Annotated in this window: 31 protein-coding genes; 27 read left to right on the top strand and 4 right to left on the bottom strand. The window is 37.6% G+C overall.

What is annotated here, in order from left to right; genetic code table 11:
* The first annotated feature begins 4 nt into the window (after window positions 1–4).
* The 25 genes from rplV (at window position 5) to ACZZZW_RS23580 (ending at window position 15775) form a co-directional block, all read left to right on the top strand.
* On the top strand, window positions 5–367 hold the full coding sequence (gene rplV / locus ACZZZW_RS23700; protein WP_029278650.1) for a 50S ribosomal protein L22: 363 nt from the start codon (window positions 5–7) through the stop codon (window positions 365–367).
* Window positions 368–376: 9 nt separating this feature from the next.
* A complete protein-coding gene (gene rpsC, locus ACZZZW_RS23695) occupies window positions 377–1222 on the top strand; it encodes a 30S ribosomal protein S3 (RefSeq protein ID WP_029278651.1) in 846 nt (281 codons plus the stop codon).
* Window positions 1223–1262: 40 nt separating this feature from the next.
* On the top strand, window positions 1263–1685 hold the full coding sequence (gene rplP / locus ACZZZW_RS23690) for a 50S ribosomal protein L16 (RefSeq protein WP_010599903.1): 423 nt from the start codon (window positions 1263–1265) through the stop codon (window positions 1683–1685).
* Between the two features lie 73 nt (window positions 1686–1758).
* Window positions 1759–1971, top strand: coding sequence for a 50S ribosomal protein L29 (gene rpmC, locus ACZZZW_RS23685; protein WP_055910078.1), 213 nt, complete (start codon window positions 1759–1761; stop codon window positions 1969–1971).
* A gap of 13 nt (window positions 1972–1984) precedes the next feature.
* Window positions 1985–2239, top strand: a complete 255-nt coding sequence (gene rpsQ, locus ACZZZW_RS23680; protein WP_463497171.1) for a 30S ribosomal protein S17 — start codon at window positions 1985–1987, stop codon at window positions 2237–2239.
* 1 nt (window position 2240) lies between these two features.
* Window positions 2241–2609: a 50S ribosomal protein L14 gene (gene rplN / locus ACZZZW_RS23675; protein ID WP_010599900.1), complete on the top strand. Its 369-nt coding sequence runs from the start codon at window positions 2241–2243 to the stop codon at window positions 2607–2609.
* A gap of 1 nt (window position 2610) precedes the next feature.
* Entirely contained in the window at window positions 2611–2952 is a 342-nt protein-coding gene (gene rplX, locus ACZZZW_RS23670) for a 50S ribosomal protein L24 (RefSeq protein WP_025145216.1), read from the top strand.
* Window positions 2949–3515, top strand: a complete 567-nt coding sequence (gene rplE / locus ACZZZW_RS23665; protein WP_086547740.1) for a 50S ribosomal protein L5 — start codon at window positions 2949–2951, stop codon at window positions 3513–3515. Before rplX ends, rplE begins: the two co-directional genes overlap by 4 nt.
* Window positions 3515–3784, top strand: a complete 270-nt coding sequence (gene rpsN, locus ACZZZW_RS23660; protein ID WP_025145214.1) for a 30S ribosomal protein S14 — start codon at window positions 3515–3517, stop codon at window positions 3782–3784. The genes rplE and rpsN overlap by 1 nt, the downstream gene beginning before the upstream one ends.
* A gap of 195 nt (window positions 3785–3979) precedes the next feature.
* Window positions 3980–4378 carry a 30S ribosomal protein S8 gene (gene rpsH, locus ACZZZW_RS23655; RefSeq protein WP_010599896.1) on the top strand — a complete coding sequence of 133 codons (399 nt, stop codon included), beginning with the start codon at window positions 3980–3982 and terminating at the stop codon, window positions 4376–4378.
* An 18-nt stretch (window positions 4379–4396) separates the two neighbouring features.
* Window positions 4397–4954, top strand: a complete 558-nt coding sequence (gene rplF, locus ACZZZW_RS23650) for a 50S ribosomal protein L6 (RefSeq protein ID WP_055910076.1) — start codon at window positions 4397–4399, stop codon at window positions 4952–4954.
* Window positions 4955–4959: 5 nt separating this feature from the next.
* Window positions 4960–5313, top strand: a complete 354-nt coding sequence (rplR, locus tag ACZZZW_RS23645) for a 50S ribosomal protein L18 (RefSeq protein ID WP_029278655.1) — start codon at window positions 4960–4962, stop codon at window positions 5311–5313.
* Window positions 5314–5330: 17 nt separating this feature from the next.
* Complete coding sequence (gene rpsE, locus ACZZZW_RS23640) at window positions 5331–5849, top strand: 30S ribosomal protein S5 (protein WP_010599893.1); 519 nt, start codon at window positions 5331–5333, stop codon at window positions 5847–5849.
* A 4-nt stretch (window positions 5850–5853) separates the two neighbouring features.
* The gene (gene rpmD / locus ACZZZW_RS23635) at window positions 5854–6033 is read left to right on the top strand and encodes a 50S ribosomal protein L30 (RefSeq protein WP_010599892.1); all 180 of its coding nucleotides are present in this window, start codon (window positions 5854–5856) and stop codon (window positions 6031–6033) included.
* Between the two features lie 104 nt (window positions 6034–6137).
* Window positions 6138–6584: a 50S ribosomal protein L15 gene (gene rplO / locus ACZZZW_RS23630; protein ID WP_055910204.1), complete on the top strand. Its 447-nt coding sequence runs from the start codon at window positions 6138–6140 to the stop codon at window positions 6582–6584.
* Window positions 6585–6591: 7 nt separating this feature from the next.
* Window positions 6592–7932, top strand: a complete 1341-nt coding sequence (secY, locus tag ACZZZW_RS23625; RefSeq protein ID WP_029278656.1) for a preprotein translocase subunit SecY — start codon at window positions 6592–6594, stop codon at window positions 7930–7932.
* A gap of 8 nt (window positions 7933–7940) precedes the next feature.
* Complete coding sequence (gene map / locus ACZZZW_RS23620) at window positions 7941–8726, top strand: type I methionyl aminopeptidase (protein WP_055910074.1); 786 nt, start codon at window positions 7941–7943, stop codon at window positions 8724–8726.
* Window positions 8727–8797: 71 nt separating this feature from the next.
* Window positions 8798–9016 carry a translation initiation factor IF-1 gene (infA, locus tag ACZZZW_RS23615; protein ID WP_010599888.1) on the top strand — a complete coding sequence of 73 codons (219 nt, stop codon included), beginning with the start codon at window positions 8798–8800 and terminating at the stop codon, window positions 9014–9016.
* Window position 9017: 1 nt separating this feature from the next.
* On the top strand, window positions 9018–9134 hold the full coding sequence (rpmJ, locus tag ACZZZW_RS23610; protein ID WP_010599887.1) for a 50S ribosomal protein L36: 117 nt from the start codon (window positions 9018–9020) through the stop codon (window positions 9132–9134).
* Between the two features lie 68 nt (window positions 9135–9202).
* The gene (gene rpsM, locus ACZZZW_RS23605; RefSeq protein WP_010599886.1) at window positions 9203–9580 is read left to right on the top strand and encodes a 30S ribosomal protein S13; all 378 of its coding nucleotides are present in this window, start codon (window positions 9203–9205) and stop codon (window positions 9578–9580) included.
* Between the two features lie 151 nt (window positions 9581–9731).
* Entirely contained in the window at window positions 9732–10121 is a 390-nt protein-coding gene (gene rpsK, locus ACZZZW_RS23600; RefSeq protein ID WP_055910073.1) for a 30S ribosomal protein S11, read from the top strand.
* A gap of 62 nt (window positions 10122–10183) precedes the next feature.
* Complete coding sequence (rpsD, locus tag ACZZZW_RS23595) at window positions 10184–10792, top strand: 30S ribosomal protein S4 (protein WP_029282720.1); 609 nt, start codon at window positions 10184–10186, stop codon at window positions 10790–10792.
* An 85-nt stretch (window positions 10793–10877) separates the two neighbouring features.
* The gene (locus ACZZZW_RS23590; protein WP_025145205.1) at window positions 10878–11870 is read left to right on the top strand and encodes a DNA-directed RNA polymerase subunit alpha; all 993 of its coding nucleotides are present in this window, start codon (window positions 10878–10880) and stop codon (window positions 11868–11870) included.
* 111 nt (window positions 11871–11981) lie between these two features.
* Window positions 11982–12506 carry a 50S ribosomal protein L17 gene (rplQ, locus tag ACZZZW_RS23585; RefSeq protein WP_029278659.1) on the top strand — a complete coding sequence of 175 codons (525 nt, stop codon included), beginning with the start codon at window positions 11982–11984 and terminating at the stop codon, window positions 12504–12506.
* Window positions 12507–12805: 299 nt separating this feature from the next.
* Entirely contained in the window at window positions 12806–15775 is a 2970-nt protein-coding gene (locus ACZZZW_RS23580) for a glycoside hydrolase domain-containing protein (protein ID WP_463497158.1), read from the top strand.
* Between the two features lie 491 nt (window positions 15776–16266).
* On the opposite strand, the gene ACZZZW_RS23575 is transcribed toward ACZZZW_RS23580, so the two are convergent.
* Window positions 16267–16899 carry a gluconate 2-dehydrogenase subunit 3 family protein gene (locus ACZZZW_RS23575; protein ID WP_055910070.1) on the bottom strand — a complete coding sequence of 211 codons (633 nt, stop codon included), beginning with the start codon at window positions 16897–16899 and terminating at the stop codon, window positions 16267–16269.
* 11 nt (window positions 16900–16910) lie between these two features.
* Window positions 16911–18647, bottom strand: coding sequence for a GMC family oxidoreductase (locus ACZZZW_RS23570; protein WP_463497153.1), 1737 nt, complete (start codon window positions 18645–18647; stop codon window positions 16911–16913).
* A 245-nt stretch (window positions 18648–18892) separates the two neighbouring features.
* Here ACZZZW_RS23570 and ACZZZW_RS23565 point away from each other — a divergent pair, with 245 nt between their 5' ends.
* Window positions 18893–20080, top strand: coding sequence for a class I SAM-dependent methyltransferase (locus ACZZZW_RS23565; protein WP_055910066.1), 1188 nt, complete (start codon window positions 18893–18895; stop codon window positions 20078–20080).
* Window positions 20081–20219: 139 nt separating this feature from the next.
* On the opposite strand, the gene ACZZZW_RS23560 is transcribed toward ACZZZW_RS23565, so the two are convergent.
* Together ACZZZW_RS23560 and ACZZZW_RS23555 are read right to left on the bottom strand one after the other, a co-directional pair.
* Window positions 20220–20795, bottom strand: a complete 576-nt coding sequence (locus tag ACZZZW_RS23560; protein WP_055910064.1) for a murein L,D-transpeptidase catalytic domain-containing protein — start codon at window positions 20793–20795, stop codon at window positions 20220–20222.
* A gap of 57 nt (window positions 20796–20852) precedes the next feature.
* On the bottom strand, window positions 20853–21212 hold the full coding sequence (locus ACZZZW_RS23555; RefSeq protein ID WP_055910062.1) for a DUF1304 domain-containing protein: 360 nt from the start codon (window positions 21210–21212) through the stop codon (window positions 20853–20855).
* A 355-nt stretch (window positions 21213–21567) separates the two neighbouring features.
* Here ACZZZW_RS23555 and dnaK point away from each other — a divergent pair, with 355 nt between their 5' ends.
* On the top strand, window positions 21568–23478 hold the full coding sequence (gene dnaK, locus ACZZZW_RS23550; protein WP_463497146.1) for a molecular chaperone DnaK: 1911 nt from the start codon (window positions 21568–21570) through the stop codon (window positions 23476–23478).
* Window positions 23479–23954 lie beyond the last annotated feature (476 nt).

Genomic DNA, 23954 nt, shown 5'->3' with positions numbered 1-23954 from the left:
GACAATGGAAGCAATAGCAAAATTAAACAATTGTCCAACCTCACCGCGTAAGATGCGTTTGGTTGTAGATCTTATCAGAGGTGAACGTGTAGAAAAAGCATTAAGCATTTTAAAGTTTACCAATAAAGAAGCAGCAATAAGAGTTGAGAAATTATTATTATCTGCTATCAAAAACTGGGAATCTAAAAATGAAGGTGCCCGCCCTGAAGAAAACCAACTTTTTGTAAAAACAGTTATGGTTGATGGTGGCCGTCAGTTGAAACGCTTACGTCCAGCTCCTCAAGGCCGTGGATATAGAATTCGTAAACGTTCTAACCACGTAACGCTGATTGTAGATAGTAAAAGTACAGAAACAACTCAAAACTAATTTTAGGAAATGGGACAAAAAGCAAATCCAATAGGTAACAGGTTAGGTATCATCAAAGGATGGGATTCTAACTGGTTCGGTGGCAACAACTACTCCGATAAATTAGTTGAAGATGAGAAAATAAGAAAATACCTTTCTGCCCGTATCGCTAAAGGCGGTGTTGCAAAAGTAGTTATTGAGCGTACGTTAAAACGTATCACCGTAACTATCCACACAGCTCGTCCGGGTATCGTAATCGGTAAAGCAGGTGCTGAGGTTGATAAAATCAAAGAAGAGTTAAAGAAATTGACTAAAAAGGAAATTCAAATTAACATCTTCGAAATTAAACGCCCAGAACTTGATGCACAATTAGTTGCAGAAGGTGTTGCAAAACAATTAGAAGCAAGGATCTCATTCCGTAGAGCAATGAAATCTTCTATCGCATCAACCATGCGTATGGGTGCTGAAGGTATCAAAATCATGACTTCTGGTCGTTTAGGTGGTGCTGAGATGGCACGTACTGAGCAGTACAAAGAAGGAAGAGTGCCTTTGCATACATTCCGTGCTGATATCGACTACGCTTTAGCTGAAGCCTTAACTACTTATGGTAAAATAGGTGTTAAAGTTTGGATCTGTAAAGGTGAAGTTTATGGAAAACGTGATTTGTCTCCAAACATTGGTGCAACAAACAACGGTCCAAAAGGCGCATCAGATAAACCAGCTTTCGGTGGAAGAGATAACCGTGGTGGTGGAAGAGATAACCGTGGCGGTGGTAACGACAGACGTGGTGGAAACCAAGGCGGCGGTCGTGGTCCGGGCCAAGGTGGTGCAAACAGAGGTGGTGGCGCAGGCGCTAACAGAGGTCCTCGTAAATAATTGATTTATTAACATCGTTTAACGATTAGAACAAAATAAAATGTTACAGCCAAAAAGAACGAAGTTCAGGAAGATGCAAAAAGGCAGAATGAAGGGTTTAGCTTCTCGTGGAGCTGAGTTAGCATTCGGATCTTTCGGTATCAAATCTCTAGAAGCTACTTGGATCACAAGTCGTCAGATAGAGGCTGCCCGTATTGCCGTAACTCGTTTCATGAAACGTGAAGGCCAAGTATGGATCAGGATCTTCCCGGACAAACCGGTAACTAAAAAACCTGCTGAGGTACGTATGGGTAAAGGTAAAGGTGCTCCTGAATATTGGGTAGCAGTTGTAAGACCAGGACGCGTAATTTTCGAAGCTGAAGGTGTGCCTTTAGAAGTTGCTAAAGAAGCATTGCGTTTAGCAGCTCAGAAATTACCGATCCAAACCAAATTCGTAGTACGTAGAGATTACGTAGAAGCATAGTAAAGTGTTGAGGTGAATGTTGTAAATACTTGTTTATTATAACCGCTACACTCAACGTAAAAGAAAAAGAAAAATGAAAAATTCAGAAATCACAGGGCTTTCAAAAGAAGAATTAGTAGCTAAGATTGCGGAAGAAAAAGAGAACTTATCAAAATTGAAGTTCGCTCATACTATTTCAGCTATCGAAAATCCTTCGCGCATTGCAAAAGTAAGGAAAGACATAGCCCGTTTAAACACTGAGTTGACAAAAGTGAAAAACACTGAGTCAGCTACTGAAACTAATTAATTTGAGAGTCGACATGGAAAGACAATTAAGAAAAACAAGAACCGGGTTAGTGGTAAGCAACAAGATGGATAAATCTGTTGTAGTGAGCGTGGAACGTAAAGTAAAACACCCGATTTATGGTAAGTTCGTAAAGAAAACTACCAAATTTATGGCTCACGACGAGAAAAACGAATGCGGTATCGGTGATACAGTATTGATTATGGAAACTTGTCCTTTGAGTAAAAACAAGAACTGGAGATTGGTACAAATTTTAGAAAGAGCTAAATAAGATGGTACAACAGGAATCAAGATTAAACGTTGCTGATAACAGCGGCGCAAAAGAAGTATTGGTAATTCGTGTGCTAGGTGGAACCGGCAAACGTTATGCTTCAATTGGTGATAAAGTAGTTGTTACCGTAAAAAGCGCGTTACCTTCTGGTAACATTAAAAAAGGTACAGTTTCTAAAGCAGTTGTTGTAAGAACTAAAAAAGAAATCCGTCGTAAAGATGGTTCTTATATCCGTTTTGACGATAATGCAGCTGTATTATTGAACGCACAGGATGAGCCAAGAGGTACACGTATCTTTGGCCCGGTTGCGAGAGAACTACGTGAAAAACAATTCATGAAAATTGTATCATTAGCACCGGAGGTATTATAAAATGGGAAACAAAGTAAATACACCATCAAAACTTAAAATCCGTACAGGAGATTTAGTTAAAGTCATTGCTGGCGATTCAAAAGGTCAACAAGGAAAAGTACTTTCAGTACAAATAGATAAAAACAGAGCCATTGTAGAAGGCGTTAACTTAGTATCTAAACATACTAAACCAAATGCTGCAAATCCAAACGGTGGTATTATTAAAAAAGAAGCTGCTCTTCACATTTCTAACTTGATGTTGGTTGATCCAAAATCTGGTAAAGCTACCCGCGTAGGTCGTAAACTTAACGCAGATGGTAAATTAGTTAGAGTTGCTAAAATTTCAGGAGAGGAGATTAAATAATGGCTACACCAAGATTAAAAAGCAAATACAAAGAAGAAGTTGTAAATGCATTAAAAGAAAAATTTCAGTACAAAACTGTAATGCAGGTTCCTAAATTGGAAAAAATCTGTATCAATCAGGGTGTTGGTCGTTTTTCTGTTACAGATAAAAAGATTATGGATACCACTATCGTTGAGTTGACTACCATTACTGGTCAGCAAGCGGTTCCTGCTAACTCTAAGAAAGATATCTCTAACTTTAAGTTACGTAAAGGTATGCCAGTAGGTGTACGTGTTACATTACGCGATAACAACATGTACGAGTTCTTAGATCGTTTGATCTCTGTAGCTTTACCTCGTATCCGTGATTTCAAAGGTATTAACGATAAAGGTTTTGATGGAAAAGGTAACTATACATTAGGTGTTACTGAGCAAATCATCTTTCCTGAGATTAATATCGATAAAATCAATAAAATTTTAGGTATGGATATAACTTTCGTAACTTCGGCAAAATCTGACGTTGAGGCTCTTGAGTTATTGAAACAATTCGGATTACCATTTAAAAATCAAAAAACAGCAGAATAATGGCAAAAGAAGGTGTAAAAGCACGCGAAGTTAAGCGCCAAAAATTGGTAGCTAGATACGCTGAAAAACGTGCAGTTTTAAAAGCTGCAGGAGATTTCGAGGGTTTAGATAAATTACCTAAAAACTCATCTCCAGTACGTTTACACAACCGTTGTAAATTAACTGGTCGTCCTCGTGGATATATGCGTACCTTTGGTATTTCAAGGGTAACGTTCCGCCAGATGGCATTAGACGGTAAAATACCAGGTGTTAAAAAAGCATCTTGGTAATATAGCTTAAAGACTAAAGTCTTGAGCTTAAATACTAAAGCTGAAAAAGAGTTTGAAGTTCAAAGTTTAAGGCGATATAAAATCGCTTTAGACTTTGGTCTTTTAGCTTTCGGCTTGAAAAAGAATTTTAACCGGTAGCAGGTCCCATACCGATGTGAAATCGGCACAGGAAACCACTATCACAAATAATAAAAAATGAATACAGATCCAATAGCAGATTATTTAACAAGAGTAAGGAATGCCATTAAGGCCAACCACCGTGTTGTAGAAATTCCTGCATCAAACCTTAAAAAAGAAATTACTAAAGTTCTTTTCGATAAAGGTTACATCGCGAACTACAAGTTTGAAGATACTACAGTTCAAGGCACCATTAAAATTGCTTTGAAATACAATCCGATTACTAAAGTTCCTGCTATTCGTACATTAGTGCGAGTAAGTAAACCAGGTTTGAGAAACTATGCTGGTGTTGAAAATATGCCAAGAGTATTAAACGGTTTAGGTATCGCAATCTTATCTACTTCTAAAGGTGTAATGACCGATAAAGAAGCAGCCAAATTAAACATTGGTGGTGAGGTATTGTGTCACGTTTATTAATATTAGGAGAACAGCACAATGTCAAGAATAGGAAAAGCCCCAATTACAATCCCTGCAGGTGTTACAATTACCGTTTCAAAAGATAACGTTGTAAGCGTAAAAGGTCCTAAAGGTGAATTAACACAAGCAGTAGATTCAGATATCACTGTAAGTCAAGAAGAAGGAATTTTAACAGTTCAACGTCCTTCAGAACAAAAGAAACACAAAGCATTACACGGTTTATATCGCTCTTTGCTTAACAATATGGTTATTGGTGTTACAGATGGTTATAAATTAACTCAAGAATTAGTAGGTGTTGGTTACCGTGCTACAAACACAGGTAATACATTAGATCTTGTTTTAGGTTATTCTCACCATTATGTGTTCCAGTTACCAGAAGAAATTAAAGTAACTACATCTTCAGAAAAAGGTCAGACTCCTAAAATCATTTTAGAAAGTATTGACAAACAATTGATCGGTCAGGTAGCAGCGAAAATCCGTTCGTTACGTGCACCAGAGCCATATAAAGGTAAAGGTATCAAGTTTGTAGGTGAAGTGTTAAGAAGAAAAGCAGGTAAATCAGCATCTAAAAAATAGTAATCATGGCAGGTAAAAAATTATCAAGAAGAGATCGTATTAAAAAAGGGATCAGAAAAAGACTTACCGGTTCGGAAGAACGTCCAAGGTTATCTGTATATAGAAGCAATAAAGGGATTTATGCGCAGGTAATTAACGATGTAACCGGTAAAACAATAGCATCAGCATCATCATTATCGAAAGATTTTACTGGTACTGGAAACAAGAGCGATCAGTCTGTTGCAGTAGGTAAATTAGTTGCCGAAAAAGCAATCGCTGCAGGTGTTAAAGAAGTTGTTTTCGATAGAAATGGCTATTTATACCACGGTCGTGTAAAATCGTTGGCAGAGGGTGCCCGCGAAGCTGGTTTAGTATTTTAATCTGAAGAAAAAGTAAGATGTCAACTATTAATATAAAAAGAGTAAAAACCACCGATATCGAATTAAAGGATCGTTTGGTTAGTATACAACGTGTTGCCAAAGTAACCAAAGGTGGCCGTACTTTCAGCTTCTCAGCAATTGTTGTTGTAGGTGATGAAAACGGTGTTGTTGGTTTCGGTTTAGGTAAAGCGAAAGAGGTAACTGAAGCAATCGCTAAAGGTGTGGATGATGCTAAAAAGAACTTGGTAAAAGTTCCGATTTTAAACGGTACTGTTCCTCACGAGCAAATCGGTAAATTCTCTGGTGGTTTTGTTTTAATCAAACCAGCTGCAGTAGGTACCGGAGTAATTGCTGGTGGTGCGATGCGTGCTGTATTAGAGAGTGCTGGCGTGCATAACGTATTGGCAAAATCTAAAGGATCATCTAACCCACACAACGTGGTAAAAGCAACTGTTGATGCATTAACTAAAATGCGTGATGCTTATACAGTAGCTCAAACTCGTGGTATAGATTTAAACAAAGTATTTAACGGATAATATCATGGCTAAGATCAAAATAACACAAGTAAAAAGCGTTATCGACAGAAGCGAGCGCCAAAAAAGAACCGTTCAGGCTTTGGGTTTATCTAAAATGAACCAAAGTGTTGAGGTTGAAGCTACTCCACAAATTATCGGTATGGTTCGCAAAGTGAACCATTTGGTAGCAATCGAAGCAATTTAGTAAAAGTTTTAAAGGTAGTATGGGTAAAAGCCTGTACTACCTTTATATATGTTTAATCGTTGTACCTGTTTAGTGAAAGCGAAGGGCAACACAAATTCAAAAAAATGAATTTAAATAATTTAAAACCTGCAGTAGGTTCTACAAAAAACAGCAAAAGAATTGGTCGTGGTACAGGTTCTGGTCGTGGCGGTACTTCAACTCGTGGTCACAAAGGTGCGGGTTCTCGTTCAGGTCACAAAACCAAAATCGGTTTTGAAGGTGGTCAAATGCCATTACAACGTCGTGTGCCTAAAGTTGGTTTCAAACCAATTAACCGTACAGAGTATGTTGGCGTAAACTTAGATGTTTTACAAGCATTGGCTGAAAAACACAGCTTAACAACTATCGATTTTGCTGCTTTACAAGCGCATGGTTTAGCTTCTAAAAACGACTTGGTTAAAATTTTAGGTCGTGGTGAAGTTAAAGCAAAGCTAGAAATTACAGCACATGCGTTTTCTGCAACCGCACAAAAAGCTATTGAAGCTGCAGGTGGTTCTATTGTAAAATTGTAATTATTAAATGAAGAAGCTATTTACTACTTTAAGTAATATCTGGAAAATTCAGGAATTAAAAGAGCGTATATTGTTTACGCTCTTAATTCTTTTGGTATACCGTTTCGTATCTCACGTGGTTTTACCAGGTGTGGATCCAACTGCTTTAGGCAATAACGAAAAATCAGGAATCTTGGGCTTACTAGATATGTTTGCCGGAGGTTCTTTCTCTCGTGTGTCTATTTTAGCATTGGGCGTAATGCCTTATATCTCTGCGTCCATCGTGGTGCAACTATTGGGTATTGCTGTTCCTTCTTTCCAAAAAATGCAGAAAGAAGGCGAAAGTGGTAGAAAGAAAATGAACCAGATTACCCGTTACCTAACGGTAGCGATCACAATCGTTCAATCTGTTGGTTACGTTAAAACGCAAGTTCCTGCAGAAGCTATTTTATTGCCAAATACTTTATTTTTAGTGTTATCTACGTTTGTATTAACAGCAGGTACATTATTTGTAATGTGGTTAGGTGAAAAAATTACTGATAAAGGTATTGGTAACGGTACATCACTAATCATTATGGTTGGTATTATTGCCCGTTTACCAGTAGCAATTTCTCAAGAATTTAGTGCACGTGTAGGTTCATCTAGTGAAGGTGGAGGTCCTGTTGCATTAGTTTTAGAGATCGTTGCATTATTTGCAGTGGTGATGTTTACCATTTTAATTGTTCAAGGTGTACGTAAAGTGCCTGTACAATACGCTAAGAAAATTGTTGGTAACCGCCAGTTTGGTGGTGTTCGTCAGTACATTCCTTTAAAAGTGAATGCTGCTGGTGTTATGCCGATTATTTTTGCTCAGGCGTTAATGTTTATTCCAGGTGCTTTAATGCAGTTTGTTCCTTCATTACAAGGTTCTTGGTTAATCCAGTTCAGCAATACAACTTCGTTGGCTTATAGTTTAACGTTCGCATTTTTAATTATCGCATTTACTTTCTTCTATACTGCAATTACAGTTAATCCAACTCAAATGAGCGACGATATGAAGAAAAATGGTGGTTTTATCCCTGGTGTTAAACCAGGTTTTGCAACATCAACTTTTATTGATGATGTAATTTCTAAAATTACTTTCCCAGGTGCAGTATTTTTAGCGATCATTGCTATTTTACCTTCATTAGCGGTTAAGTTCGGAATTAAACAAGAGTTTGCACACTTTTTTGGTGGTACTTCTTTATTGATTTTGGTTGGTGTTGTTTTGGATACATTGCAACAGATCGAAAGTTATTTATTGATGCGCCATTACGATGGTTTGATGAAAACGGGTAGAGTTACCGGCAGAACAGGTGTTCCTGCTGCAAGTAGCAATGCTGCGTTGTAGTGTAAAGGATGTCTAAAATTTATTACAAATCTCTTGAGGAGATCGAGTTAATAAGAGAAAGTTCCATGCTTGTTTCTAAAACTTTGGCCGAAGTGGCCAAGGTGATAAAAGCAGGCATGACTACCATTCAGTTAGATAAGCTGGCTTACGAGTTTATAAGTGACCACGGAGCAATCCCGGCATTTTTAAATTATAATGGTTTCCCAAATTCTTTATGTATTTCGCCAAATGAGCAGGTTGTTCATGGTTTTCCAAGCGAATACGTAATTCAGGAGGGCGACTTAATTTCAGTTGACTGTGGTGTAATCAAAAACAATTTTTTCGGCGATTCGGCTTATACTTTCTCCATCGGGGAAATTGATACTGAAAAACAAAAATTGGTTGAGGTTACCAAACGTTGTTTGGAGTTAGGAGTAGAAAAGGCCGTAGTGGGTATGCGCATTGGTGATATTGGTTTTGCCGTTCAACAATATGCAGAAGCTAATGGATTTGGTGTAGTAAGAGAACTTGTTGGGCATGGTGTTGGTGTAAAACTTCATGAGAAACCAGAAGTTCCGAATTATGGGAAACGTGGTGCAGGACCAAAACTTGAAGAAGGAATGGTGATTGCAATAGAACCCATGATCAATGCAGGCGTAGCCGGTGTTAAATTCCATAACGATGGATGGACTGTAACAAGTAAAGACAATAAGCCATCGGCACATTTTGAACACACAGTAGCGGTTAAAAAGGGCAAAGCAGAGGTTTTATCAACGTTTTCTATTATAGAAGAAGTTTTACAACAAAAAAAATAAATAATTAAAATTTTTTATTTAATTTTGCAACCCTGTTTAGAAGCAGCTAATTAAGTAACAATCAATAAAATATGGCTAAACAAGCCTCAATTGAACAAGACGGAGTAATAAGAGAAGCATTATCCAATGCAATGTTCCGGGTAGAACTCGAGAACGGGCATGAGATTATTGCGCATATTTCAGGTAAGATGAGGATGCACTACATCAAAATTCTTCCTGGTGATAAAGTTAAATTGGAAATGTCTCCTTATGATTTAACAAAAGGACGCATTACTTATAGATACAAATAAAATGAAAGTTAGATCATCAATTAAAAAGCGTAGCGCTGATTGCAAGATTATTCGCCGTAAAGGAAAACTTTACGTAATCAACAAGAAAAATCCTAAATACAAGCAACGTCAAGGGTAATTAAAAATACTGTAATCAACCGCACAACGGTGGCCCGCCGTTCGGAATTACTCAAAAAATAAATAAATATGGCAAGGATTTCAGGTATTGATTTACCAAGAAACAAAAGAGGAGAAATCGGTTTAACGTATATCTACGGAATTGGCAGAACAACTGCACAACGTATATTAACTACAGCTGGTATCGACTTGAACAAAAAAGTACAAGACTGGTCTGATGATGAGTTATCAGCTATCCGTACAATGATTAACGATGAGATTAAAGTAGAAGGTGCTTTACGCTCAGAGGTTCAGTTAAACATCAAACGTTTAATGGATATTGGTTGTTACCGTGGTTTACGTCACAGAAAAGGTTTACCTTCTCGTGGTCAGCGTACTAAAAACAACTCACGTACTCGTAAGGGTAAGAGAAAAACAGTTGCTAACAAGAAAAAAGCTACTAAGTAATAGATAGATAAGAGATATGAGATTTTAGATGTGAGCACCATATCTTCAAAATCTGCTCAAATCTGGAATAAAAGAGAAAAAGTAGGATACTGAGTATCGGGGTAGGGTAGTTTCCTATCTCAAGTCTCATATCTAAAATCTAAAAGATAAAATGGCTAAGAGTAAAAAAGTAACAAAAAAACGTATCGTTGTAATTGAGTCTGTAGGTCAGGCCCATATCAATGCTACCTTCAACAACATTATCGTTACCTTAACAAACAACAACGGACAGACTATCTCATGGTCTTCTGCTGGTAAAATGGGCTTTAAAGGTTCTAAAAAGAACACGCCTTATGCAGCTGGTCAAGCAGCTTCAGATTGCGGTAAAGTTGCATTTGATTTAGGTTTACGTAAAGTTGAAGTATTTGTAAAAGGTCCGGGTTCAGGTCGTGAATCTGCAATCAGAACTTTACAAGTAGCAGGTATTGAGGTTATGTCTATCAAAGATATCACTCCACTTCCTCACAACGGATGTCGTCCTCCTAAAAAGAGAAGAGTTTAATTAATTTTAAAGCTAAGAATCTCCAGCTTCAGGTTGGATGATACTTTAAAACAGAAAAAAAAATGGCAAGATATACAGGCCCAAAATCAAAAATCGCCCGTAAATTCAGAGAACCAATCTTCGGTCCTGATAAGGTGTTAGACAGAAAAAATTATCCTCCTGGGCAACATGGCTCATCAAAAAGAAGAGGAAAACAATCTGAATATGCTATCCAGTTAATGGAGAAACAAAAAGTAAAATATACTTATGGTGTATTAGAAAAACAATTCAGTAACTTGTTTAAAAAAGCATCTTCTCGTGCTGGTATTACCGGTGATAACTTACTTCAGTTATTAGAAGCACGTTTAGATAACACAGTTTACCGTTTAGGTATTTCAACAACCCGTTCTGGTGCACGCCAGTTAGTTAGCCATAAACACGTAACCGTGAATGGTGAAGTTGTAAATATCCCTTCATATCAGTTAAAAGCTGGTGATGTGGTTGCTGTTCGTGAAAAATCTAAATCTTTAGAATCAATTAGTAACTCAGTTGCAGGTAGAACAATCAATAAGTTCGCTTGGTTAGAGTGGAACGCTAGTGAATTAACTGGTAAATTCTTAACCTATCCTCAACGTGATGAGATTCCTGAAAACATTAAGGAAAACTTAATCATCGAGTTATACTCAAAGTAATAAATGATCTAGTTAATTACCTCAAAAGGGTAATTAACTTTTTTCATGTTACTATATATTCAATAACGAATTTAAAAAATTATAAATGGCAATTTTAGCATTTCAGAAACCAGACAAAGTGATCATGCAGAAATCGACTGATTTCGATGGCACATTTGAATTTCGTCCTTTAGAGCCCGGTTTCGGTGTAACAATTGGTAATGCCTTAAGAAGAATTTTACTTTCTTCATTAGAAGGTTATGCTATTACTACTATTCGTTTTTCAGGCGTTTCTCACGAGTTTTCTACCATGAAAGGTGTTGTAGAAGATTTAACTGATATCATCTTAAACTTAAAACAAGTTCGTTTTAAGAAAACAGGCGATTCAGGTGATTCTGAAAAAGTGTTCATCATCGTTAATGGTCAAGATCAGTTTAAAGCTGGTGATATCACTAAATTCTCTAACAACTTTACAGTTTTAAACCCTGAGCATGTAATTTGCAACATGGATAAATCTGTTACTTTGGAGGTGGAATTAACCATCAATAAAGGACGTGGTTATGTACCTGCTGAAGAAAATAAAGTTGCTGATGCTGTTGTAGGTGTAATCGCAATCGATTCGATTTATACTCCAATGAAAAATGTAAAATACACGATCGAAAACTTTCGTGTTGAGCAAAAAACGGATTATGAAAAATTGGTTTTAGATATCTCTACTGACGGTTCAATTCATCCAGAAGAAGCATTAAAAGAAGCGGCTAAGATCCTTATCCAACACTTTATGTTATTCTCTGATGAGAATTTAGTATTAGAATCTCAAGCTAAAGAAGAAACTAAAGAGGTAGACGAGGAAATTTTACACATGCGTAAAATACTTAAAACTGAATTAGTGGATATGGATCTTTCAGTTAGGGCATTAAACTGCTTAAAAGCTGCTGATATCCGTACTTTAGCTGATTTAGTTTCTTACGACGTTGCTGACATGTTGAAATTCAGAAACTTCGGTAAAAAATCTTTAACAGAGATCCAAGAATTAGTAAAATCAAAAGGTTTATCATTTGGTATGAACCTGTCTAAATTTAAATTAGACGAAGAATAAAACGCATGGCGCCATGCGCTTAGCGCAAAGCGTTGAACAAATTAATATTTCACAGTGTATAATTCCCTCAGCTTAATTGCAACGAGACGGTATACACTCAATTAAAAAACAATGAGACACGGTAAAAAAGTAAACCACTTAGGTAGAACCGCAAGCCACAGAAAGGCGATGTTAGCTAACATGGCTTCATCACTTATTTTGCACAAAAGAATTACAACAACTTTAGCGAAAGCTAAAGCTTTACGTACTTATGTTGAGCCAATTATCACTAAATCAAAAAATGATACTACTCACTCACGTCGTACAGTATTTGCTTATTTACAAGATAAAGAAGTAGTAACAATCTTATTCCGCGAAATTGCTGAGAAAGTTGCAAACCGTCCAGGTGGTTACACTCGTATCATTAAATTAAACAACCGTTTAGGTGATAACGCTGAAATGGCTTTAATTGAATTGGTAGACTACAATACAGTTTACGGTAAAGATGCAGAGGTTAAAGAAGAGAAGAAAACAACTCGTCGTGGTAGAAGTAAAGCTACTGCTGCACCTAAAGCTGCTGAAGCGAAAGCTGAAGTTGCTGAAGAAGTTGCTCCTGCTGAAGAAGCACCTGCTACTGAAGAACCAAAAGGAGAATAATTTTATTCACCTTAAGATTAAGAAAGTCCTGTTCGAAAGAGCAGGACTTTTTTTTGTGCCGTCAGATGTCCTATGTGACGGTTGCTATGTTGTTATCACGATAGACTTAGATTTTGGTTATGCGTCGGAGGATAAATCTGCTATTAAGGGTATAAATTCAATTAAGCTACCCTGTTAATAAACAATAAACCATTTAATATTAAAGTCTTAACAAAATCAAGCAAACGTTTGTCTCATTTTTTCATTACATAGCATTATTTCAAGTAGGTATCTATAAATTAGCCTAAAACAAATTTGAAATGAAATTTAGGCTTTTTCTATTATTCTGTCTTTTCGGGCAGTTATCACTTAATGCTCAAACACTAAAATATACCAATGGCAATAACGCCTGGAATCCTGATTCGTTAGGAAACTATAGAGTTGTTCTCCAATTTCAGGGAGCTGGTAAAATTGCACATGCTAAAATTGATTGGCGCAGGAGGGATGAACATCCTGAACTGAAGGGAATCATTATACAAGATGCCAATGGTAAACTGGTTTCGGTAGTTGGTTCTGATAATCTGACCAGAGAAAGTGCTGATATTTATTTCGAAGCATCTGCTGCTGGAAAATATTATGTTTATTATCTCGCTTATAAAAACGAGGGCAGAAGCAACTATCCAAAAGGGCTTTATATCAAACCTAAACAGGTGGATCAAGCTTGGTTAGCCAATGCAAAGATTGTTAAAGTAAATGCTGCTGTTGTCGAAATTCAATCTATAGATGCCTTTAATTCTTTTTACCCGATGGAAGTAATTGCAACGGGCAAAGAAACGGCAGCAATAAGAACCAAATATAGCGCAGATGCTTTTGTTGTTTTTCCAGAGGACAGAATGTTTCCAATCAAAATGCAAAACGATTTACCTTATCGTTGGGTGCAAAAAGGTGCTTTAAATACTTTTGCAGGCTCAGCTGCTAAAGGTGAAAACTATGCTTTTCAATTGGGTGTATTTGCATTGAAAGATCTCAAAAATGTTGTGGTTATCTTCGGTGATTTAAAAAGTGCAGCTGGAAAAGTGATTTCTTCAAAATATATAAATTGTTTAAACACAAACGGTATAAGTTATGATAACAAACCTTTAATTGAAACGGTTGATGTAGCCTCTGGCAAAATTCAGCCGATGTGGATCACAGTTAACACTCCTGAAAGTACCAATGAAGGCGTTTACTCAGGTAAATTTACAGTAAAGGCCAACGGGAAATCGAAAATAGTTGATGTCAATATTACAGTTGGGAAGCAGGTTTTAGCCGATGCAGGTGTTGGTAATCCAGAAAAACAAACACGTTTAACCTGGCTAAATTCTACTTTGGCACAAGCCAATACTGTTGTTGCACCATATACGCCCTTAAGTGTTGATGGAAATGTAATCTCACTTTTAGGCAGAAAGTTCGAAATAAATATTGATGGTTTTCCAAAACAGATTCAAACATTCTTTAATCCAGAAATGACGGCTTATAGCGAAAAGCCTAATAATATTTTGGCTGAACCTATCCATTTTCACTTTTTTAATACACCAAAAACACAGGAGAAGTTTGTTCCAAGCAATTTCCAGATTACCAGTAAAGAAGCTGGAACCGTTAAATGGACAACTACCAATACTTCCGAAAACGTGAAAATGGATTTGGAAGGTGCTTTAGAATTTGATGGCTATGTACACTATGTTATTAAAGTAACCGCATTAAAAGATGTCGAATTCAGCAATGTTGATTTTCATATTCCATTTGATAAAAACGCTACAAAATATTTAATGGGTTTAGGTGAAAAAGGTGGGGTTAGACCAGATACTGTAAAATGGAAATGGGATGTAGCGAATAAAAATCAGGATGCTGTATGGATCGGTAATGTAAATGCAGGCTTATATTATAACTTGAGAGACGAAAACTATGTTCGGCCGCTTAATACTAATTTCTATCTTCAAAAGCCTTTATTATTGCCAAAATCATGGGGTAATGGAGATAAAGGTGGTATCCAGATTAATGTTAAAGGAAGTTCGATGCTTGCCGACAACTTTACCGGGGCAAGAAGCATGAAAAAAGGTGATGTGCTTTATTATAATTTCAATTTATTGATTACACCATTCCATTTACTTGATACTGATTTTCAATGGGATAACCGCTTTTATCATAAATACGGTGATTTGGATACCATTAAATCATCAGGTGCTACGGTTGTAAATATTCACCATGCCACGCCAATTAACCCATGGATCAACTATCCATTTATCGAATGGAAAAAGATGAAAAGTTATATTGATAATGCACACGCTAAGGGTTTAAAAGTAAAGATTTACAATACCGTTCGCGAACTTTCGAACCATGCTTACGAGTGGCCTGCATTAAGAAGTTTAGGTACTGAAGTATATTCACCGGGCAAAGGTGGAGGTTTTAGCTGGTTACAGGAACATTTAGACTCCAACTATATTGCAGCCTGGTTTGTACCCGAAATTAAAGATGCTGCCGTAATTAATAGTGGAATGAACCGCTGGCATAACTATTATGTAGAAGGAATGAACTGGCTGGTAAACAATGTGGGTATTGATGGCGTGTATTTAGATGACGTTGCTTTTGACCGCGTAACGATGAAACGCATTAAAAGGGTGTTAACACAAAATAATCATCCTGGCATTATCGATTTACACTCGGCAAACCAGTATAACAAAAGCGATGGTTTTAACAATAGTGCGATTTTATACCTGGAGCATTTCCCATACCTGAACCGTTTATGGTTTGGCGAATATTTCGATTATCAAAAAAATAATCCGGATTTCTTTTTAACTGAAGTAAGTGGAATTCCTTTCGGTTTAATGGGAGAGATGCTACAGGATGATGGAAATCCTTGGCGCGGTATGATTTATGGGATGACAAGTCGATTAGGGTGGTCGGATAAGAGTGATCCTAAACCTTTATGGAAAGCCTGGAGTAATTTTGGTATTAAAGGATCTGAAATGATTGGTTACTGGAGTGAAAACTGTCCGGTTAAAACCGACAACCCTAAAGTATTGGCCACTGTTTACAAACAAAAAGGTAAAACAATGATTTCATTGGCAAGCTGGGCTGGAGATGATGTAAAGGTTAATTTAACAATCGATTGGGCCAAACTGGGTTTAGATGCAGGTAAAGTAAAGATTACAGCCCCGGCAATTGATAAATTCCAAACCTCAGGAAATTATCCTGATGGGAAATTGGTTCCTATTGAAAAAGGAAAAGGTTTGATTTTGATAGTAGAGTAATATTTTATTTACGTCAACCTGAAATTGTTTCAGGGTCTTTATTGCCATAAATAAAAGAAGTCAAGTTTTTAAAACTTGACTTCTTTGGTATAAGATTATATTTTATCAACCGTGGTTCGCGTATTCACAAACCATCGCATTTCGGTACGTGAGGACACTTAATATCACTAAGGGGAATCCTATTCACAAGAAAATATCTTTTAACCACAGATAAAAAGGATGCACACAGATATAAAGATCTGTGTTTATATATGTCCACTTGTGGTTAAAAACGCTTAAATAAAGAAGTCAAGTTTTTAAAACTTGACTTCTTTGCTATAAGATTATATTTTCCATCTACCATGGTTCGAGTCTTCACAAACCGCGTAATTTCGCATTCGTCGCCATCGAGAGAAGTAACGACGAAGCAATCTTACAACGATCGCAACCGGCTAGCACTTTAATATTACTTCCTCGGCTGAAAAGACTTTTGGCACTGATGATTTTTTAGGCTATACCTTCACATTCTCCATACCGTACTGTTTCAGTACATCTGCTGGAACACCTGCCCATTGGTTTGGCGCATTGCCAACATAGCCAATATCTTTAACGCCAATTTCCGTTGTATAAAACCCTGATGCAGTTAAATTTCTCATTCTGTTGAAAAATGTTACCCCTGCCTGCATTTCTGGTCGGGCTTTTTTCGGGTAAGCAATTTCATCTACAATCGAAAGCTGTTGATCTGTAGATGCCTCAACAAAAGGTTTCTGGAATTTATTAAAACTGTACACATCCAGCCATTTCAGGCCGCCACGCATGGGTACTTTATGCTCTGGAATATCCTTTACAATAAACTCAATAAATTCTGGCACCTTGGCATCAGAAGCACTGCCAGAAACATCATCTTTAGGTATAATGATATCAGCTAAAACCGTAATTGTAGCCATTTCATGTTTGGTAAAATAGGTTTCGGCTTTTAATTTTTTATCTCGGTCAATTTCCCAGGGCTCTCTTCCTGTTTCTTTTGCCGTTTCTTCTGGTGCTGCTACATCGGTTTTTGTTTCAGGTTGCTTACAGGCTTCAAGTAGTACTGTGGTACTAACAACTGTTAAACCCAGTGCTTTTAGGGAATCACGTCTGTTCATATAGTAATTCTTTAAATGTTTTGTTTTTTCTTTTGAGCTAAAATATATTCGGCTGTACGCATCGAAAGTGCTAAAATAGTCCAGGTGGCATTTTTGTCGCCCTGCTGTACAAACGGACCAGCATCAACCACAAATAGGTTTTTGCAATCGTGTGCCTGGCAATATTTATTCAATGCTGATTTTTTAGGATCATCCCCCATACGGATTGTTCCAACTTCGTGAATAATTTTACCGGGGTTGAGTAAACCATAATTGGTGTCTGCTCCCTGTATTTCAGAGGTTACAACAGCACCCATTTCTTTCATAATTGACAGGAATGTTTCCTGCATGTGTTTGGCTTGCAGAATTTCATCTTTGTCCCATTTATAATTGAACCTCAAAACAGGAATCCCGTATTTATCAACCGTATTAGGATCAATTTCGCAGTAATTGCTTTCTCTCGCAATTGCGGTACCACGGCCTGCCATTCCAACTCCAGTTCCATAAAAACGGCGATAATCATCTTTTAAAGATTTACCATACCCACCCGCTTCTTTCATTTTGCCATCCCTTCCTGGTACCATTCCATTCATTTCGGCCACGCCACCGGCAAAGCCATAAGCAGGCATGCCCATTCCACCCCAATATTCGATATGATAACCACGTGGAAAGTTTAATTTCCGGTTATCTAACCACCAGGGCGAATAAATATGCACACTGCCAACACCATCTTCGTTGTAACGCTTCCTGTCCATTAACTGTGGAAGAAAACCCGAAACACTTGCCCCTGTAGAATCATGCAGGTATTTGCCGATTACACCACTGCTGTTGGCCAAGCCGTTTGGATGCGAATTTGATTTTGAATTTAATAATATACGGGCCGATTCGCAAGCACTTGCACCTAAAATAACCAGCTTGCCAGTAACCTGATATTCTTGTAAATCTTTACGGTTTACATACGAAACGCCCTTAGCTGTACCATCTTTATCGGTAATCACCTCGCGCACCATTGCATCAGTAATTACAGTAAGGTTACCGGTTTTTATTGCAGGGTTTACCAAACATGAAGAAGAAGAAAAATCGCCATAAACTTTGCAGCTTCTTCCGCATTGCCCACAGTAAAAGCAAGGAGCACGGTCGCTGTTATTCGGTAAAGCTTCGGTAAGTACCGAGCCACGACCAGTAATTACTTTTACACCAGCCTTTTCTGCACCTTTTTTGATAAAAAGCTCATTTAACCTTGGTTTAGGTGGTTTCATAAAAATTCCATCAGGTTCATTTTCTAAACCTTCTGCTGTTCCATAAACCCCAATCATGCGGTCTACTTTATCATAAAACGGTTTAACATCGGCATATGTTATAGGCCAGGCATCTGTTAAGCCATCTTTAGGTTTAAAATCTTCGGGGCCCATCCGCAAAGAAATTCTTCCCCAGTGGTTGGTACGGCCACCGAGCATCCGCGAGCGGAACCACTCGAATTCGCTTTTATTTTTTTGGGTATAAGGCTCACCTTCCAATTCCCAGCCTCCGTAAGAAGCATCGAAATCGCCAAATGGCCTAACAGTACCTGCACCTCTACGTGGAGATTCCCAGGGCCATTTTAGTTGATGTGAATCTAATCGGGGATCGAAATTTTGACCGGCCTCTAGCATTAAAACCTTTTGACCTGCATGGGCCAGAACATATGCAGCCATTCCACCACCCGCACCAGAGCCAACAACAATGGCATCATAAACGGTAGGCGATTTTTTTATCTGAAAGTCACTCATGGATTATGGTTAGCTATTTTTATATGCTCTAATCTAAAGCTTAATTTTTTGAAATAAAAGCGTTAGGCTTCTTTGGAATCAATATAGATAATTGCTGCCTTTGTGTATTTCTAAATCGTATTACGTTAACAATGTATCAGCCCTTTTTTGGCGGTGAAAAATTTAATTTGGTCGCTCTATTGTTACATTATCACGCAGATGTTCTGCTCCGGGTAAACTTGATTATCTTTGTCATTTAAATTTCAATGCCAGTGTCAGAATATATCAAACAATTTATCGCAGCTTTAAAAGAAAGCCTGAATGCAACAACTTTTGTAAAAGTTTCTTTAGGGAACTATAAAGGCAATGAAGAAGCATTAAAACAGTTGCTGGTTCGTAAAGTTGTAATTAAGCGCGATGATAAACTGGCTTTTACCTACCGTTACAAAACCCGCGATGTGGTGAAAAATTACCCGGTTGATGAAGCTATAGATCTAATTTCTGATTACCTGGAGCAAGGTTTTAAAATCGGTACTTTATTTACGACCGAAAAAGACCTGATTTTGGAAGAATTGAATAATGGTAAAATTGTTTTGAGAGAAAGTCCGGCATCAAGCGCGACCGCTCCTTCTGTAAACCACGACAAAGAAAAAGCGCGTTTAATTAAACCCGATTCAAAGTCGTATTTAACGGAACTGAAAATTACCGATGCCGATGGTAAGGTGTTTAAAAATGCCCAGGATAAATTCCGTCAGATAAACCATTATATTGAAATTTTAAGTTCTTTAATTAAGGAGCTGCCAGAAGGTACGATTAAAAAAGTGGCTGATATGGGCTCCGGTAAAGGATATTTAACTTTTGCATTATACGATTACCTGCATTCGGTTTTAAAACTGAAAACTGAAGTAATTGGTGTTGAATACCGCCAGGATATGGTTGATTTATGCAATCAAGTGGCCGACAAATCTGCTTTCGATAAATTAAAATTTGTTCAGGGAACAATTGAGGAATATAATGCTGAGGATGTTAATTTATTAATTGCCTTGCATGCCTGCGATACCGCAACTGACGATGCAATTTTCAAGGGAATTAAAGCTCATGCCGAACTGATTGTGGTTGCACCTTGTTGCCACAAACAAATCCGTAAAGAAATTGAGCAACATAAAGTAAAGAATGAGGTATCATTTTTAACTAAATATGGTATCTTTTTAGAACGTCAGGCCGAAATGGTTACTGATGGTATACGTGCCCTGATTTTGGAATACTTCGGGTATAAAACCAAGGTATTCGAATTTATTTCTGATGCGCATACGCCTAAGAATGTACTTGTGGTAGGGATAAAGGGCAAGGAGCATGGCGCAGAGAAGAAAGCAGAAATTTTACAGAAAATTAAAGCAAGTAAAGAATATTTCGGGATTGGGCACCACCATTTGGAAAGATTATTGGGGCTTTAGATTTTTTAATGTGGTCGTCATGCTGAATTTATTTTAGCATCTATCATACATTTAGAAAAACAAATGGGGCGTTATCCCCTTTTAAACTAGCCCCTAAAACAGGTTCAGGGGTAACGAAGGCCTTTATTAAGTTGATCGCCTAAGAATAAATCCAAAGCAACACTGGCTTTTTCCTGTTTTTGAGTAACACATCAATCTTTAGCATGGTACCATCTGATAAAACAGGGCAGCCGGCACTTTGGCCAAATAAGGTTTGAGGATAAATTTCCTGGTTGGGTACAGGCGTATAGGAATGTAAAACGACAATTCGCTTAAAAGCATTACTGTTTGATTGCTCTAATCCAAACATTTTATAGTGTACATGAATCCCCCAATTACTATAAGAGCGGCCTTTCACTTTATACTTACCCAATGAAGTACAATAACTACCTTCTTTATTGCTAAAAACGGGTTTGGCCGGAGTACTGCCTCCACCAACACCATGCGCACACAATCCTTCAACGGTAATTGCTTTTTGTTTGAAATCGTAAACGAAAATTCTGTTTTTGCCGGAGTGGATACTCATATCAACCATGATGGCGATGGAAGTGTCCATCTTGTTTTTATGGCAAAAAGCTAGGGCTTCATTAATTCTTTCTTCTCTTATTTTGTTACCAGTAGTGGGTTTTAAACCTAACAGCGTAAATAAGAAAAGGATAGCGGATAACTTAAGCATATAAGATTAATGAAAAAGCATACATTTTTATTGTTGAGCCACAACCGATAGATGAATTTACAGATGCAATAAAATCAAGGCTACCAATGCAGGTATCGACTGTACATACAGAATCCTTTTACTGGCCGTGGCTGCACCGTAAATACCAGCAATAATTACGCAGGTTAAAAAAAATACAGCCACATAAATTTTCCACTGATGATCAGTTATACATAACGACCAGATTAAACCTGCGGCTAAAAATCCATTGTACAATCCCTGGTTTGCTGCCAAGGTTTTGGTTGGCACAAACAAATCTTTAGGGATGGTTTTAAAAACTTTTGGTGCTTTGGTAGTCCAGGCGAACATTTCTAACCAAAGTATATAGATATGGATGAAGGCTACTAAGCCGATTACGATTTGAGCTGCTAATTGCATTTTATAAGGGATTATACAGATTTAAATGATTGTACAGATTGATTGTATCTCTAAAGATATAAAAATTAAAAGTGGTTTTTTAACGGGCTGTTATTATAAACCCTAAAGCGGAACTGCTGCCTCCAAAGCACTATTGACTTTCATTTTCAAATCATTTTCAGAAATTTGTACTTCGCTTTAGTATTTAAGCCTAAGCCTTTCAGCTTATTTCTGTCATGCTGTCAGTAAACTATAACCTCTTTTTTTACATTTTATCAGTCTTTTACCTGTATTATCTGCCAAAACCCAATTGGCACAAGCATTGTTTAATAGGAGTAGAAATTATAATACTTTAAAAAGAGAAAATACAAATACAATGGGAAAAATTATTGGAATAGACTTAGGAACAACAAACTCTTGCGTGAGCGTAATGGAGGGCAACGAGCCTGTAGTTATCGCAAACAGTGAGGGTAAACGTACTACACCGTCTATTGTTGCTTTTGCAGAAAACGGTGAGCGTAAGGTTGGCGAGCCTGCTAAACGTCAGGCTATAACCAACCCAACAAAAACGATATATTCGATTAAACGCTTTATGGGTAACAGCTATGACGAAAGCGCGAAAGAAGCTGGACGTGTACCTTATAAAGTTGTTAAAGGTGATAACAACACACCACGTGTTGAAATCGACGACAGAAAATATACTCCACAGGAGATTTCTGCAATGATTTTGCAGAAAATGAAAAAAACTGCTGAAGATTTCTTGGGTCAGGAAGTTACAGAAGCGGTTATTACAGTACCAGCTTATTTTAATGATGCACAACGTCAGGCTACTAAAGAGGCAGGCGAAATTGCAGGTTTAACTGTAAAACGTATCATTAACGAGCCGACTGCAGCTGCTTTAGCTTATGGATTGGATAAAGCACACAAAGACATGAAAATTGTTGTGTTCGATTGTGGTGGTGGTACACATGACGTTTCTGTATTGGAATTAGGTGATGGCGTTTTCGAAGTAAAATCTACTGATGGTGATACACACTTAGGTGGTGATGACTTTGACCACATTATTATTGATTGGTTAACTAGCGAATTCAAAGCTGAAAACAGCATGGATTTGGCTAAAGATCCAATGGCTTTACAACGTTTAAAAGAAGCTGCTGAGAAAGCTAAAATTGAGTTATCAAGCACAACTTCAACTGAAATTAACTTACCATACATTACTGCTGATGCTAGCGGCCCTAAACACTTGGTGCGTACATTATCTCGTGCTAAATTTGAGCAATTGGCTGATAGTTTGATCAAACGTACTATCGATCCTTGTAAATCTGCTTTGAAAAATGCTGGTTTAAGCACAAGCGATATCGACGAAATTATTTTGGTAGGTGGTTCAACCCGTATTCCTGCAATCCAGGATGCAGTTAAAGCTTTCTTTGGTAAAGAGCCAAGTAAAGGTGTTAATCCTGATGAGGTTGTAGCAATTGGTGCTGCTATTCAAGGTGGTGTATTAACTGGTGATGTAAAAGATGTATTGTTATTAGACGTTACGCCTTTATCATTAGGTATTGAAACTATGGGTGGTGTAATGACTAAATTAATCGAGTCTAACACAACAATCCCAACCAAAAAATCTGAAACTTTCTCAACTGCGGCTGATAACCAGCCTTCAGTGGAAATTCACATTTTACAAGGTGAGCGCCCAATGGCTGGTCAGAACCGTACAATTGGCCGTTTCATTTTAGATGGTATTCCACCAGCACCTCGTGGTGTGCCTCAGGTAGAAGTATCATTCGATATTGATGCCAACGGTATCTTACACGTAAGTGCTAAAGATAAAGCTACTGGTAAAGAGCAAAAAATCCGTATCGAAGCATCTTCAGGTTTAACTGATGCTGAGATCAAAAAAATGAAAGAAGAAGCTGAAGCTAATGCAGCAGATGATGCTAAGCAGAAAGAAGAAGCTGATAAAATCAACGGAGCTGATGCTTTAATTTTCTCAACTGAGAAACAACTAAAAGAGTTTGGTGATAAATTATCTGCTGATAAAAAAGCACCAATCGAAGCTGGTTTAGAGAAATTAAAAGCAGCACACGGTTCTCGTAACTTTGCAGATATCGATGCAGCACAAGCTGAATTGCAAAATGCATGGAACGCAGCATCTGAGGAAATGTACAAAGATGGCGTTCAGCCTCAAGGGGGTGAACAACCACAAGCTGATGGTCAGCCTCAAGGTGGTGGCGATAACGTTACCGATGTTGATTTTGAAGAAGTAAAAGAAGACGATAAGAAATAAGTCTTGAGTCTTTAGTTCTGAGGCGAGAGTCTTGGGAGAATATTAAAAGCGTTCCGATTTCACATCGGAACGCTTTTTTTGTATATGATGTAAATCGCGCAGGTTTGATGCGATCATAATGCTGAATTTATTTCAGCATCTTTTCATCACTTAAGGCCCTGAACTAATTCAGGGTGAAGAATGAGGTTAAATCCATTCTTTTATTAATATAATATCCAGGCGATAGTTTACTTATGTATTTTTAAATGCCTTATATGGTTGAAATGGTTTGGAAATGAACGGTTCGGTACGTTTCGGTTGATGTAGTCCCGCCATTTGCTAATCCGATGAAAGATCGGAACCGCTGCTGTCGGGTTTAGGTAGGAGGGTTTAGTGCTTCTTGGGGCAGGTTGAATAGCGATCGGTTTAACTAATGCGATCGTCATGCTGAATTAATTTCAGCATCTTTTCATCACTTAAGACCCTGAACTAAATTT

This window comes from Pedobacter sp. AC379, from assembly GCF_979258145.1.
The sequence above is the reverse complement of the archived record's forward strand: the minus strand, read 5'-3'. Positions and strand labels throughout refer to the sequence as shown.

Excerpts from the sequence above, each read along its gene's own strand:
- rplV (WP_029278650.1), top strand. The coding sequence starts at position 5 with ATGGAAGCAATAGCAAAATTAAACAATTGTCCAACCTCACCGCGTAAG.
- rpsC (WP_029278651.1), top strand. The coding sequence starts at position 377 with ATGGGACAAAAAGCAAATCCAATAGGTAACAGGTTAGGTATCATCAAA.
- rplP (WP_010599903.1), top strand. The coding sequence starts at position 1,263 with ATGTTACAGCCAAAAAGAACGAAGTTCAGGAAGATGCAAAAAGGCAGA.
- rpmC (WP_055910078.1), top strand. The coding sequence starts at position 1,759 with ATGAAAAATTCAGAAATCACAGGGCTTTCAAAAGAAGAATTAGTAGCT.
- rpsQ (WP_463497171.1), top strand. The coding sequence starts at position 1,985 with ATGGAAAGACAATTAAGAAAAACAAGAACCGGGTTAGTGGTAAGCAAC.
- rplN (WP_010599900.1), top strand. The coding sequence starts at position 2,241 with ATGGTACAACAGGAATCAAGATTAAACGTTGCTGATAACAGCGGCGCA.
- rplX (WP_025145216.1), top strand. The coding sequence starts at position 2,611 with ATGGGAAACAAAGTAAATACACCATCAAAACTTAAAATCCGTACAGGA.
- rpsN (WP_025145214.1), top strand. The coding sequence starts at position 3,515 with ATGGCAAAAGAAGGTGTAAAAGCACGCGAAGTTAAGCGCCAAAAATTG.
- rpsH (WP_010599896.1), top strand. The coding sequence starts at position 3,980 with ATGAATACAGATCCAATAGCAGATTATTTAACAAGAGTAAGGAATGCC.
- rplF (WP_055910076.1), top strand. The coding sequence starts at position 4,397 with ATGTCAAGAATAGGAAAAGCCCCAATTACAATCCCTGCAGGTGTTACA.
- rplR (WP_029278655.1), top strand. The coding sequence starts at position 4,960 with ATGGCAGGTAAAAAATTATCAAGAAGAGATCGTATTAAAAAAGGGATC.
- rpsE (WP_010599893.1), top strand. The coding sequence starts at position 5,331 with ATGTCAACTATTAATATAAAAAGAGTAAAAACCACCGATATCGAATTA.
- rpmD (WP_010599892.1), top strand. The coding sequence starts at position 5,854 with ATGGCTAAGATCAAAATAACACAAGTAAAAAGCGTTATCGACAGAAGC.
- rplO (WP_055910204.1), top strand. The coding sequence starts at position 6,138 with ATGAATTTAAATAATTTAAAACCTGCAGTAGGTTCTACAAAAAACAGC.
- secY (WP_029278656.1), top strand. The coding sequence starts at position 6,592 with ATGAAGAAGCTATTTACTACTTTAAGTAATATCTGGAAAATTCAGGAA.
- map (WP_055910074.1), top strand. The coding sequence starts at position 7,941 with ATGTCTAAAATTTATTACAAATCTCTTGAGGAGATCGAGTTAATAAGA.
- infA (WP_010599888.1), top strand. The coding sequence starts at position 8,798 with ATGGCTAAACAAGCCTCAATTGAACAAGACGGAGTAATAAGAGAAGCA.
- rpmJ (WP_010599887.1), top strand. The coding sequence starts at position 9,018 with ATGAAAGTTAGATCATCAATTAAAAAGCGTAGCGCTGATTGCAAGATT.
- rpsM (WP_010599886.1), top strand. The coding sequence starts at position 9,203 with ATGGCAAGGATTTCAGGTATTGATTTACCAAGAAACAAAAGAGGAGAA.
- rpsK (WP_055910073.1), top strand. The coding sequence starts at position 9,732 with ATGGCTAAGAGTAAAAAAGTAACAAAAAAACGTATCGTTGTAATTGAG.
- rpsD (WP_029282720.1), top strand. The coding sequence starts at position 10,184 with ATGGCAAGATATACAGGCCCAAAATCAAAAATCGCCCGTAAATTCAGA.
- ACZZZW_RS23590 (WP_025145205.1), top strand. The coding sequence starts at position 10,878 with ATGGCAATTTTAGCATTTCAGAAACCAGACAAAGTGATCATGCAGAAA.
- rplQ (WP_029278659.1), top strand. The coding sequence starts at position 11,982 with ATGAGACACGGTAAAAAAGTAAACCACTTAGGTAGAACCGCAAGCCAC.
- ACZZZW_RS23580 (WP_463497158.1), top strand. The coding sequence starts at position 12,806 with ATGAAATTTAGGCTTTTTCTATTATTCTGTCTTTTCGGGCAGTTATCA.
- ACZZZW_RS23575 (WP_055910070.1), bottom strand. The coding sequence starts at position 16,899 with ATGAACAGACGTGATTCCCTAAAAGCACTGGGTTTAACAGTTGTTAGT.
- ACZZZW_RS23570 (WP_463497153.1), bottom strand. The coding sequence starts at position 18,647 with ATGAGTGACTTTCAGATAAAAAAATCGCCTACCGTTTATGATGCCATT.
- ACZZZW_RS23565 (WP_055910066.1), top strand. The coding sequence starts at position 18,893 with ATGCCAGTGTCAGAATATATCAAACAATTTATCGCAGCTTTAAAAGAA.
- ACZZZW_RS23560 (WP_055910064.1), bottom strand. The coding sequence starts at position 20,795 with ATGCTTAAGTTATCCGCTATCCTTTTCTTATTTACGCTGTTAGGTTTA.
- ACZZZW_RS23555 (WP_055910062.1), bottom strand. The coding sequence starts at position 21,212 with ATGCAATTAGCAGCTCAAATCGTAATCGGCTTAGTAGCCTTCATCCAT.
- dnaK (WP_463497146.1), top strand. The coding sequence starts at position 21,568 with ATGGGAAAAATTATTGGAATAGACTTAGGAACAACAAACTCTTGCGTG.